The sequence below is a fragment of the Flavobacterium arsenatis genome (genome assembly GCF_031456785.1).
Taxonomy (GTDB): Bacteria; Bacteroidota; Bacteroidia; order Flavobacteriales; family Flavobacteriaceae; genus Flavobacterium; species Flavobacterium arsenatis.
Map to the genome: position 1 here is coordinate 342,872 of NZ_JAVDVI010000002.1, position 11,989 is coordinate 354,860.

The following is an 11,989-nucleotide window of genomic DNA, read 5'->3' on the forward strand; positions in this document are numbered from 1 at the left end:
TTCTATTTATTTCCCAGAAGAAGTAAATCGTTTACTACAACTTCTGTGATGTAACGCTTCTCGCCGTTTTTGTCGTCATAACTCCTATGGGTTAGTTTTCCCTCAATGGCAACTTCTTTTCCTTTGGTTACAAATCGCTCGATGATTTCGGCTGTTTTTCCCCAAGCTACAACACGGTGCCATTCGGTTTGTTCTACTTTTTCGCCTTTGTCGTTCTTGTAACTTTCATTTGTAGCGATAGTCAGAGTGGCTACTTTTTTTCCACCTTCAAAGGTTTTGATTTCTGGATCGTTTCCTACGTTTCCAATCAACTGTACTTTGTTTCTTAATGCATTCATGGCTTTTAAATTTAAAAATTAATAAAATTGAAATTTGATTTTCTTATTGATATTGAATTTGTAATTGTTCAACGAGGCAAAGTTGTGGCAGTTTCCAAAAATTATTCGGTTAACAACCGTTTACTTTCGATTGTAAATATTTGTAACCGTTTGTAAATGGAAAATATTTTTTCTATCTTTCACAAAAACAAAGATTTATGCAGACCGAAATAAACAAGGTAGAACTACGAAATTTATTAGTAGAAGATTACAAGCAGCTGAAAAACTCGATGATAAAGGCCTATTCCGAAATTGATGGTGCTTATTGGGCAGAAGAAGAAATAGAAAATTTATTGGATATTTTTCCCGAAGGTCAGTTGGTTATTTTGGTGGACAACAAAGTAGTTGGTGCCGCACTTTCATTAATTGTAGATTATAAAAAAGCGGTTTCCAACCATACGTATCAAAAGATTACAGGAAATTATACCTTTTCAACACACGATTTAAACGGAGAAGTTTTATATGGAATTGATGTTTTTATCGACCCTGAATTTCGAGGAATTCGTTTGGGAAGAAGGCTTTATGATGCACGAAAAGAATTATGCGAACAATTGAACCTCAAATCCATCATCTTTGCAGGAAGGATTCCGAGATATACCGAACATGCCGAAACGACCACTCCAAAAGATTATATTGAAAAGGTAAAACTGAAAGAAATCTACGATCCTGTGCTTTCGTTTCAGTTGAGCAACGACTTTCACGTTATCAAGATTATGAAAAATTATCTTGAAGGAGATGTCATGTCTCAAGAATATGCCGTTCTGCTGGAGTGGAACAACATTTATTATGAAAAAAGTCCGAAGCTGATTAATGCTCGAAAAAGCGTTATCCGACTGGGATTGGTGCAATGGCAGATGCGACCGTTAGCCAATTTGGAAGCCCTTTTCGAACAATCGGAGTTTTTTATTGATGTGGTTTCGGGTTATGGAAGCGACTTTTGCCTCTTCCCCGAATTGTTCATCGCTCCGTTGATGGCCGATTATAATCATTTAAATGAAGCCGATGCCATCCGTGAAATCTCGCACTTTACAGAACCTATTCGGAAGAAATTTCAAGAATTTGCCATTGCCTATAACATCAACATCATTACGGGAAGTATGCCTTATACCGAAGATGGAAATCTCTATAATGTTGGTTTTCTGTGCAAACGTGACGGAACTTCAGAAATGTATACCAAAATTCACATCACACCAAACGAAGTGCAATATTGGGGAATGAAAGGCGGTTCCCAAATACGAACTTTTGACACGGATTGTGGCAAGATTGGCATCATGATTTGCTATGACGTAGAATTCCCAGAATTGTCCCGACTCATGGCTGATGAAGGAATGGAAATCCTATTCGTTCCGTTTCTGACCGATACCCAAAATGCCTATATGCGAGTGAAACTTTGTGCTCAAGCCCGGGCCATCGAAAACGAATGCTATGTAGCAATTGCAGGATGTGTTGGTAATTTGCCGAGGGTAAATAATATGGACATTCAATATGCCCAAGCGGCCGTTTTCACGCCTTCGGATTTTGCTTTTCCGAGTAATGGGATAAAAGCAGAAGCTACTCCAAATACCGAAATGACACTGATTGCCGATGTTGATTTGGATATGCTGAAGAAACTGCACGAGATGGGAAGTGTGAGGATTTTGAAAGATAGAAGAAAGGATTTGTATCAGATTAAGAAGTTGAAGTAGATCGCTGTGTTTATTTTAACTAATAAATTAAACCTTAAATCAATCAATTACTCTGATTGATTATATTCAGGGGAAGCTTTGTTTGACAGGAAAGTGCTTTTGAAAGTTTATTACAAAAACCCTACAAGCATATGTGGTTCTGAAAGGCAGGAGAGATTTTTATAAACCAAACTACAAATAACAAGGTATATGAATAAATTACTATTTATTGGATGGATACTTTTAACTCTTAATTGTTATTCGCAAGAAAACATTAAAATTGAAATTACAGAGGGTTATGAACTTTCAAACATTATTTTAGCTTTGACTCAATATGGAAAAGCCGACAAATGGGATGTGCAAAAAGTACCACCCTATTATGACGAAGTTTTAAAGTATTTTGAACCTCTAAAAAACCATCCACTGTTGGACAGTGTTAATTATTCACGCCCGAAATGGGAAAAATTTCTTGGGTTTAGAACTGATATGTATGCTTTTTCATTTGACCAAAAAGGAAAATTAAAAAGAGATTATCCATTTAATTCTTTTGGACCAATTGAAGTTGACAAAAATATTGACTTAATTAACGACTTTGTGGTAAAGTCAAATTACAGACAGTTTTATAAAAATAATAAAGAATTTTATGATCAAATCGTTTCGAACTACAAAGAATATTATTTTGTAACTAAATCAAAACAGTTTCTCGAAAAAGTTGTAGAAAAACCAAAGATGGAAGTCTTAAAAAAATATGTAATTGCAATCTCTCCATTAGTTGGTGGGCAAAATTGTCACAGAGACATTGACAGCACTACTACTGTTGATTTTCCAAATATTAGTAAAGATTTAATTTTAGGAAATTTAGAAAGCAACTTTACTTCCAGAATTGTTGAAAATCATTCTCTTTTTACAGAAATGAACCACGGTTATATCAATCCAATTTCAGATGAATATAAAAAGCTGATTGCTTCAAATTATAATCATACTAAATGGGATAAAGAGTCAGGATATTCAGGAATTAATAGTTTTAATGAATATATGACTTGGGCTGTTTATGATGTATTTATAAAAGAAAACTTTCCAAAAGTAGCTGATTCTATAGCTTTACAATGGCAGTACCAGAATGCTTCTCGTGGGTTTATTGCACAAAACTTATTTGCAAAAAAAGTATCGGAACTTTATTTTAATCCAAAAGGAGATAAAAAAATTAAAAATATTTATAAGCCTTTATTAGAATGGTGCAAAACAGTTGAAAATACAATAACTCAACCAACTTTATTAAACATTAATACTGAATCATTTGTGAAAACAGATGTTTCAAATTTAGCTGTTGATTTTTCAGAAGAAATGAATATTAAAAATCCTTTTCAAATACAAATTGTTGAATTTAAAAAAGGTAATCAAACAGGAAAAGAAAAAATAATGGAAATTAAAAATGCCGTCTGGACAAATAATGGAAAAAAATTGACTTTAAAGCTTGACACAGATTATGAGGAATTTGCATTGATTTTTAATTGGTGGGGAATAGACAAACCACTATTATCAAAAAACGAAATATTGCTCAAGCCTCAAAGTTATATATTAGCGAAAAAATAAAAATCAATGTTATCTAGGATTTGTATCAGATTAAGAAGTTGAAGTAGTGAAATTGAGTATTCAAGGAAAAGTTAGAAGAAAATGAATTTATCTGAATATGTTAAAAAAAGAAATGGTGTCCCTTTCGGACATCCTAACTCGCTTCGGAATAATTTACAAAGATCTTTAGGAGCCAATAATTTTTCCGTGTTTTGGAGTTTTTGGAATCCGATTTTCGGGTATTATTTGGGGAAAAAAATATTTCGTCCTTTAAAAAGAATATTTCCTGCAGCACTTTGTGTCGTATTAACATTTGTTTTCTGTGGACTTATTCATGATTTAGTAACAACTCTAATAAGAGTGAAAGTATCGCTTTTTTTTGCTGTTTGGTTTCTTTTAATGGGAATAATGGTTGTAATCTCCAAACAGATTAAATATAATTTATCAAATCAAAATTGGATCGTAAGAGCTATAACAAATCTTTCAATAATTGGAATCTGTCTTCTGATAACAATCAGTTTAAATAGAGTATTTAAATTTTACTGAAGTTTCAGATACAAATTACATTTTCTCCACTAGCCCTGATGTTAGGGAAAAGCCTTTTGTGGCGGGGTTCGCCACAAAAGCTTTGGAAAGACAGCAGGAAAATGGATTAAAAACACAAACCAAGCGGTTCGCTTCTAAATAATTAAATATGGAAAAATCGTGTTTAGAATGCAATGAAAAAATTGTAGGTCGGGAGGACAAGAAGTTCTGCAGTGATGGTTGCCGGAATGCCTACAACAACAAGATGAACAAGGACAGCACAAATTATATGCGGAACATCAACAACAAGTTACGCAAGAATTACCGCATCCTGATGGAACTGAACGTGGAGGGAAAAACCAAAACCACACGGACAAAATTGCTGAGCAGAGGTTTCGACTTTGAGTTTTTTACCAATGTGTTGAACACTAAAACAGGAAATGTTTATTATTTCCTGTACGATCAAGGCTATATGGCTTTGGAAAACGATTATTATATTTTGGTTAAGAAAGAATTTTAAACTTTGATATGACAGAGAAAGAAGCAAAATTTGTAGCCTATTGGGAAACGGTCATGAAACGCGGAAGGTTGCGGTATGCACTTTTGCACGGCAGTATTTTTGGTTTCCTGATATTTCTGTTTACCTTTATCTTTTCATTCCTGGACGATAGCTACGATGCGATGTTTGTAGTGCCGAAAGTATTTGGTTCCCTTTTGATTTTTATCATTGGCGGAATTATTTTCGAAGGAGGCTATACTTGGTGGATGAACACAAAAAAGTACAAAAGACTCACCCCATAACTTCTTTTGAAATGAAAAAATACTATCCTACTTTTCTCTCGGCCATCTTTCTGGTTGTCATTACCTTTTTGATCTATTATACCTTGATGCCTCAAACGGTTGAGAAAACGGAAGGTTCACTGTCTGAATTTTCTACCATCAGAGCCTTAAAAAAATTAGAAAATATCACGAAAGAACCGCATTATGTGGGTTCTGAAAACCATAAAACCGTTGCCACTTATTTGCAAAACGAACTTCAAGAACTGGGTTTGGAAACTACAATTCAGGAAGGTTATAGCTTTAGCGAATGGGGCAACTTGGTGAAATCTAAAAACATCCTTGCCCGAATCAAGGGAACGGACAACTCAAAAGCCTTGATGCTCTTGTCGCATTACGACAGTGCTCCACACTCGAAATCGCTTGGAGCGAGCGATGATGGTTCGGGAATTGTGACGATTCTGGAAGGTCTGCGAACTTTTCTGCACAACAAGACTCCTCACAAGAACGACATTGTCATTTTATTTTCGGATGCGGAAGAACTGGGTCTCAACGGTGCCGGACTTTTTGTAACCGAACACAAATGGGTCAAGGAAATCGGACTCGTGATCAACTTTGAAGCCAGAGGAAGTTCGGGTCCTGCTTATATGCTGATGGAAGTCAACCAAGGAAATGCCAATATGGTCGAGGGTTTTACTGAAGCCAATCCGAAATTTCCGGTTTCGAATTCCTTGATGTACAGCATTTACAAAATGCTTCCCAACGATACCGATCTTACTGTTTTTAGAGAAAAAGCCCAGATTCAAGGATTTAATTTTGCCTTTATCGACGGACATTTCAACTACCATACGGCTCAGGACGATATGGAACATTTGAGCAAAACCACGCTTGCCCATCAGGGAGAAAACCTGATGCCGTTGCTGCATTATTTCTCGAATGCCGATTTAAAAATATTGGATTCAACCGAAGACAAGGTCTATTTCAACACGCCAATTGCCTTTATGAGCTATCCGTTTTCGTGGAATATTCCGCTTGTAGTGGTTGCCTTGGTGTTGTTTTTAGGCTTGTGCCTTGTAGGTTTTGGAAAACGAATCTTGACCGGAAGGGAAATTGCCAAAGGGTTCTTACTTTTTTTTGGAACACTGCTGGTTGCGGGAATAGTGACCTTTTTAGGATGGAGAATCATTTTGGAAATTTACCCTGAATATAAAGAAATACTGCAAAAGTTTACCTACAACGGTCACGCCTATATCGGTGCGTTTGTGTTCTTGACATTGGCCATTTCATTCTTCTTCTACAGAAAATTCATCACCGAAAACCAAATGATGAACTATTCCATTGCTCCTTTATTGCTTTGGATTATCCTCAATTTCGCCCTCGCTTTTGCACTTCCGGGTGCCGGTTTTTTCGTGATTCCGGTTTTTGCCTCGCTGATAATGTTCAGCTATTTTATCCTAACACAAAAAACCAACAGCCTTCTCAACCTCCTCTTTGCCATTCCGGCCATCGCTATTTATGTTCCGTTTGTTACGATGTTTCCTATTGGATTGGGATTGGGACTCCTCTTCGGAAGTGCCATTCTGTTAGTTTTGATATTCGGCTTGCTTTTGCCTGTTTTTGGCTCGTTCAACAAGAAAGGAACTTGGTCGTTGCTGATGATTATCATTTCGATTGGCTTTTTTGTGGATGCCCATTTGCATTCGGATTTCGAAAAAGGAAAGGCAAAGCCGAACAGTTTGGCTTATGTTTATGATGCCGATGAAGAAACTGCCATCTGGACTACTTATGATACAACATTAGACGAATGGACCAAGAATTATCTGGGAGAAAATCCAAAAGCAGAACCTGAACTCAACAAGAATGCCCTTCACAGCAAATACAATTCTACTTTTACGTTCACGGCTCCGGCTCCTGAAAAAGACCTTCAAAGGCCAACCATAAATTTCCTTCGTGATACGGTAATTGGCAACCAGCACCATCTAAAAATCAAGATTTCACCAAATAGAAAAGTCAACCGTTATGATATTTTTGCAGATGAAAAAGCCGTGATCCACAACCTGACAGCCAACGGTCAGAAATTGCTTGGTCAAAAAGGCTCGGTTCATCCTAGAAATGGCAGAATCATCGTCAGTTATTATGTAACCGATAATGAACCTCTGGAACTGCAATTCAGCACCAAGAAAGGCACCCTCCTCGATTTGGAACTGATGGAATCTTCGTTTGATTTATTAGAAAACCCGATGTTCAGTATTCCGCCTCGTCCTGCTTCGATGATGCCAAAACCGTTTATCCTGAACGATGCCATTATCTTGAAACAAAAAATAAAACCATTCCCAAAAGCAAAAACAATCGTTCCGGTTTTGGATACATTACAAGTTACAGATGTTGAAAATTAGTATATTAGGATGTGGTTGGCTCGGACTCCCTTTGGCGAAAGCCCTGTTGAATAACGGTTCATCCGTTAAAGGTTCCACCACTTCTGCCGAAAAAATTTCCGTACTCCAAAAAGTAGGGATCAGTCCATTTTTAATTTCGCTTAAAGCGGAAGAAATACAGGGCGATGCAACTGAGTTTCTAGAAAATTCCTCTGTTCTGATCATCGATATTCCGCCGAAACTTCGCGGTTTGGAGAAAGAAAACTTTGTTTCCAAGATTCAAAATCTGATTCCTTTTATCGAAAAATCTTCGGTTGAAAGTGTGCTGTTCATCAGTTCGACTTCGGTTTATGGCGATGATGAACCTATTGTTACCGAAGCCACAACACCAAATCCCGAAACCGAATCTGGAATACAATTATTGGCGACTGAAAAACTTCTGCAAAGCAATCAATCTTTCCAAACCACAATCCTGCGTTTTGGCGGATTGATTGGGGAAGACCGGCATCCTATAAAATTCCTGGCCGGTAGAAAAGATGTAGAAAATCCCGAAGCTCCCATAAATATGATCCATCAGGACGATTGCATTGGCATCATCCTAAAAATTATTACCACCCATTCCTGGGACGAAACTTTTAATGCCGTTGCTCCGTTTCATCCTAGCCGGGAAGACTATTATATCCTCAAAGCAATAGAATTAGGTTTGGCACCACCAACTTTTAACCATAAAAAAACTTCTGTTGGGAAAATCATTGACGCAACAAAAGTTATGGAGCTTTTAGGATATGAATTATTCCGGAGCTTTTAGAACTTACTTTGAAGAAGAAAACTTTTATATAACAATCTATGGAACTACAGTATTTTCTTGAACAACAAAATTAAAAATAGGAAATGGAAAGAAATAAGCAAATAGCAAATAGGCTGAATGAAGTCTTGCTCAACGGACTCTGGATAGCCAACACCAATTATAAATTACAAATAGAAAGTATAACCTGGCAACAAGCCACACACAAAATTGGGACCTTGAACACCATCGCCTCCCTGACTTTTCACATCAACTATTATTTAGCCGGACTTATAAATGTGTTTCAAGGCGGAGGACTCGATATTCGAGATCAATATAGTTTTGATCTTCCACCAATAGCATCAGAAACCGACTGGAAAAGGCTGAAGGATGAATTTTTGGCCAATTCAGAACTATTTATTAGGGAAGTCGAAAACCTAAAAGACAGTAAACTCGACGAACCTTTTGTAGACGAAAAATACGGAACCTACTTGAGGAATATCGAAGGCGTTATTGAACACAGTTACTACCATCTTGGACAAATTTCGTTGATTAAAAAGATGATAATTGAAAAGGATAAATAACAATGCCTTCATGAAAATAGAATTTCTTGACCACTAACCAAAACTTTACAACCTCTTAAAAAGATAAATTCCCAAATTTCTATGAAAATTTCAGCATTCTCTTTTAGTTTTATTCTGTTTTGCTCCTTCTGCTTTGGTCAGAAAAACACTTTTATAAGTTACGAAATCAGTGGCGGTAAAGACTACACTCATGTTCATAATCCAACAGGCGATTTGAATTTTTCCACCACAACCTTAGTTGTACCAGGAGTAAATATTGCTCAAGAAATTACCAAAAACATCTACATTGAAACAGGGGTCAGGAATGGTTATAATCAAACTGAATTTCAGGATAAAACAAACGAGAACACTCGTATTGTCTATTACAGAAACGATATCCAAGTCCCGCTTCTGCTGCAATTAAAATTACATTTCTTAAAGGAGAAGCTCAATGTTTCCCTATCGCCCGGAATCAATTATTCAATTGGTTTTAAAGAAGACAACATAAGGATTTATGACCCAGAAAATCAATTTGGCACCATCCAATCTAATTTCAAAAAAGATTATCTCATGGCCGAAGTCGGTATCGCAGTTCACTACAATATCAATCGCCATATTTTTGTTGGAGCCAGATTAAGATACGATTTTGGGTTTAATGACAATGCTACAATCATAAGCGACGCTTCCAGTAACTCGCAGTTTAAATTTACCTCAAGGGGAAATTCTGGTTTAGTTGGCCTAAGCTTTGGCTATAGAATTAGCAACCTTTGGAACAAGAAAAAATAAAACCTTTTTTCGTTAAAAACACCTGCCAGATTCGCTTTGGCGTTAATATTCCTAAAGTCTAATGCTAAAAAAATAATAAAATACCCTAAACCCATGAAAGTCTTGGGTTTTTTATTTAAATTTAGGAAAAGCTAATCCCCGAAACTTTCCCTATGGCAATACCACTACTATTTGATTTTAGCACCTATAATATTCACCTCCTCCTGATTGGGCTGGTGATACTCTTGGCGGCAACCATCCCCAACCTACTCAAAAACAAGCACATCACCGAGCCCATTATTTATATTGCAATCGGAACCCTGATATATCTTTTTGGCGATCATTATGATTCCATTGCAGCCCTCAACAACGTAAAAGTAATCGAGGAAATCACAGAATTTGTAGTTATCGTAGCCCTGACAAATGCAGGACTCAAAATCAAGAATCCTTTTTCCTGGAAAACCTGGAAATATTCCTTTTGGCTGCTCTTGATAGCAATGCCCATCACGATGGTAGCTTCCGCCTATGTCAGCCATTGGATATTGGATTTCACCCCGGCAGCTGCCATTCTATTTGGAGCCTTGATTGCCCCAACAGATCCCGTTTTGGCTTCCGATCTGCAAACTAGCAAACCCAGCCAGCAAGACAGTTCAAGAACACGACTCGCCCTGACCTCCGAAGCAGGAATCAATGACGGCTTGGCCTTTCCCTTTACCTATTTTGCAATCTTTTTCATCACCAAAGGAAGCAACTATTCCCAATGGATTGCCAATTGGTTCTGGGTCGATTTTGTCTATAAGATTGCTATGGGTATAATTGTAGGGCTGCTTTTGGGATGGCTCCTGTACAAGATGGTCTTCAAATTCACCTCAAAAAACCAGCAATCAAAAATAAGCCGTGGCATCCTCTCTTTGGCCTTGACCCTCCTTCCTTATGCTATAGCAGAAATTTTAGGAGGATATGGGTTTATTGCCGTTTTCTTGGCCGCCAGTGCATTCAGCCACGTCGAAAAAGACGCAAAACACATGGACAATCTTCATGACTTTACCGAAGAAATCGAACGCATATTTGTCGCACTTCTTTTTGTAGTTATCGGAATCTATATGGCCTCCAACTTTTCAAAACTGTCCGATCCAAAACTCCTACTAACGGCATTGATTTTAATCCTATTCATACGGCCAATTGCCGGATGGGTTTCCCTTTTAGGCAAAAAAGACATCAGCACCTTCGAAAAATTCACCCTTTCCTTCTATGGAATCCGAGGTGTTGGCTCTATCTATTATCTGATGTATGCCCTTGGAGCCGCAACCTTCCCCGAGTCAGAAAAACTAATCCAACTCACAGCCGTAACCATCATACTCTCTGTTTTCATCCACGGCATTTCAGCCATAACAATCCAGAAAAAGCTCGACCAATATGACAATGTCGATTAGTATTCAACACCCAATCAAGAAACATAAATTCCATCACAACATCCTGCCATTATCTTACAATAATCATGAGCTAAGACACGTTTTCTATTAAGCCGTTGTTGAAGTTTTTTAGGAGCGAAGCTTTAGGCATTTGTTTGATCCATGTTCCCGCCATCCTTCCTCTCGTCGAAAAGACGAGATCCCTCCTGTCGGGGCTAGAATAAAAACGTTAGGCACTTTTAAAACGCATAGAATATTGATTTGCATAGAAAACAAATGAAAATGTACTTTATTCTAATATCTGCTATTTTATTTTCCAGTTTTTGTTTCGCACAACAACCCTCAAAAAACGATACAATTGCGGGAACATTTTTTTCAAGCCTATATTCTTGCCACGAATTGGACGAGGATATAAGTTGGTAGAACAAGTCCCCGAAGAATACTATTCAATAAAAAACCTTACAAAATAGAATACGCCGTAGGCTGGCAATTAGATTTCCAAAAAAAATGGCGAAATAAAAATGACGCAACTGTTCTATGGATATTGTGGCAAATCATTATTTTGGAAAACGGCAATTGTGAAAAAATTGACGTTAATTTATATCTCATTAGCTTAAAAAGGCTCATGCTATACTGATTTCATAAATAAAAAACAATACCATCTCATCGATTCCCAAAATGGAATTAGGAAATTGAAAATAAAAAAACAATAGGTTCAAAAACTCCTCTAATCAATTCCTTCAGAAATCAAACCTTCCTAAAAAAAAATCCCACTCTTTCGAATGGGATTTTAATGTATATAATGAGTTTCGTTTCCTGAATTACTTCACGATAAGGAACTCGCTTCGCCTGTTCTGTGCATGCTCCTCTTCGGTACAGGCTTCCTTGCAGTCCACCTTTGGTTCGCTCTCGCCATATCCTTTTCCCGATATCCTGCTTGCGGGAATGCCCTTTGAGATCACGTACTGCACCGTAGATTTGGCTCTCCTGTCCGATAGGTCCAGGTTGTACTGGTCGCTTCCACGGTTGTCCGTGTGTGCCTTTACCATGATTACTAGCTTGTCGTTGTTCTTCAAGACTTGCACCAGCTTGTCCAGCTCGAAGGCTCCATCTTGTGTGATGTTGCTCTTGTTGTACTCGAAATTGATTTCTTTTAGCACTACTTCTTTTTCGGT

General features: G+C 37.4%; 11 protein-coding genes. 9 read left to right on the forward strand and 2 right to left on the reverse strand.

Annotated elements, in window-relative coordinates; translation table 11 throughout:
• Positions 1–2: 2 nt before the first annotated feature.
• Positions 3–338 carry a single-stranded DNA-binding protein gene (locus J2X31_RS04065; protein WP_310024656.1) on the reverse strand — a complete coding sequence of 112 codons (336 nt, stop codon included), beginning with the start codon at positions 336–338 and terminating at the stop codon, positions 3–5.
• A gap of 197 nt (positions 339–535) precedes the next feature.
• Between J2X31_RS04065 and J2X31_RS04070 the strand changes: the two genes are divergently transcribed.
• From J2X31_RS04070 to J2X31_RS04110, 9 genes are all read left to right on the forward strand, one after another.
• Entirely contained in the window at positions 536–2,062 is a 1,527-nt protein-coding gene (locus tag J2X31_RS04070) for a carbon-nitrogen hydrolase family protein (protein WP_310024657.1), read from the forward strand.
• Between the two features lie 189 nt (positions 2,063–2,251).
• Positions 2,252–3,634, forward strand: coding sequence for a DUF4932 domain-containing protein (locus J2X31_RS04075; protein WP_310024659.1), 1,383 nt, complete (start codon positions 2,252–2,254; stop codon positions 3,632–3,634).
• 673 nt (positions 3,635–4,307) lie between these two features.
• Entirely contained in the window at positions 4,308–4,658 is a 351-nt protein-coding gene (locus tag J2X31_RS04080) for a hypothetical protein (protein ID WP_310024661.1), read from the forward strand.
• 8 nt (positions 4,659–4,666) lie between these two features.
• Positions 4,667–4,939, forward strand: a complete 273-nt coding sequence (locus tag J2X31_RS04085) for a hypothetical protein (RefSeq protein ID WP_310024663.1) — start codon at positions 4,667–4,669, stop codon at positions 4,937–4,939.
• 11 nt (positions 4,940–4,950) lie between these two features.
• Positions 4,951–7,311: a M28 family peptidase gene (locus tag J2X31_RS04090; protein ID WP_310024666.1), complete on the forward strand. Its 2,361-nt coding sequence runs from the start codon at positions 4,951–4,953 to the stop codon at positions 7,309–7,311.
• Positions 7,298–8,098 carry an SDR family oxidoreductase gene (locus J2X31_RS04095; RefSeq protein ID WP_310024668.1) on the forward strand — a complete coding sequence of 267 codons (801 nt, stop codon included), beginning with the start codon at positions 7,298–7,300 and terminating at the stop codon, positions 8,096–8,098. The genes J2X31_RS04090 and J2X31_RS04095 overlap by 14 nt, the downstream gene beginning before the upstream one ends.
• Before the next feature lie 83 nt (positions 8,099–8,181).
• A complete protein-coding gene (locus tag J2X31_RS04100; protein WP_310024670.1) occupies positions 8,182–8,658 on the forward strand; it encodes a DinB family protein in 477 nt (158 codons plus the stop codon).
• Between the two features lie 81 nt (positions 8,659–8,739).
• Positions 8,740–9,423, forward strand: a complete 684-nt coding sequence (locus tag J2X31_RS04105; protein WP_310024673.1) for a hypothetical protein — start codon at positions 8,740–8,742, stop codon at positions 9,421–9,423.
• Between the two features lie 152 nt (positions 9,424–9,575).
• Positions 9,576–10,835, forward strand: coding sequence for a cation:proton antiporter (locus J2X31_RS04110; protein WP_310024675.1), 1,260 nt, complete (start codon positions 9,576–9,578; stop codon positions 10,833–10,835).
• An 800-nt stretch (positions 10,836–11,635) separates the two neighbouring features.
• Here J2X31_RS04110 and J2X31_RS04115 read toward each other — a convergent pair.
• Positions 11,636–11,989: OmpA family protein (locus tag J2X31_RS04115; RefSeq protein WP_310024676.1), on the reverse strand; the 354-nt coding region annotated here is incomplete at its 5' end.

Bases quoted from the DNA above. Each gene is read 5' to 3' on its own strand.
- J2X31_RS04065 (WP_310024656.1), bottom strand. From the start codon at position 338: ATGAATGCATTAAGAAACAAAGTACAGTTGATTGGAAACGTAGGAAAC.
- J2X31_RS04070 (WP_310024657.1), top strand. From the start codon at position 536: ATGCAGACCGAAATAAACAAGGTAGAACTACGAAATTTATTAGTAGAA.
- J2X31_RS04075 (WP_310024659.1), top strand. From the start codon at position 2,252: ATGAATAAATTACTATTTATTGGATGGATACTTTTAACTCTTAATTGT.
- J2X31_RS04080 (WP_310024661.1), top strand. From the start codon at position 4,308: ATGGAAAAATCGTGTTTAGAATGCAATGAAAAAATTGTAGGTCGGGAG.
- J2X31_RS04085 (WP_310024663.1), top strand. From the start codon at position 4,667: ATGACAGAGAAAGAAGCAAAATTTGTAGCCTATTGGGAAACGGTCATG.
- J2X31_RS04090 (WP_310024666.1), top strand. From the start codon at position 4,951: ATGAAAAAATACTATCCTACTTTTCTCTCGGCCATCTTTCTGGTTGTC.
- J2X31_RS04095 (WP_310024668.1), top strand. From the start codon at position 7,298: ATGTTGAAAATTAGTATATTAGGATGTGGTTGGCTCGGACTCCCTTTG.
- J2X31_RS04100 (WP_310024670.1), top strand. From the start codon at position 8,182: ATGGAAAGAAATAAGCAAATAGCAAATAGGCTGAATGAAGTCTTGCTC.
- J2X31_RS04105 (WP_310024673.1), top strand. From the start codon at position 8,740: ATGAAAATTTCAGCATTCTCTTTTAGTTTTATTCTGTTTTGCTCCTTC.
- J2X31_RS04110 (WP_310024675.1), top strand. From the start codon at position 9,576: ATGGCAATACCACTACTATTTGATTTTAGCACCTATAATATTCACCTC.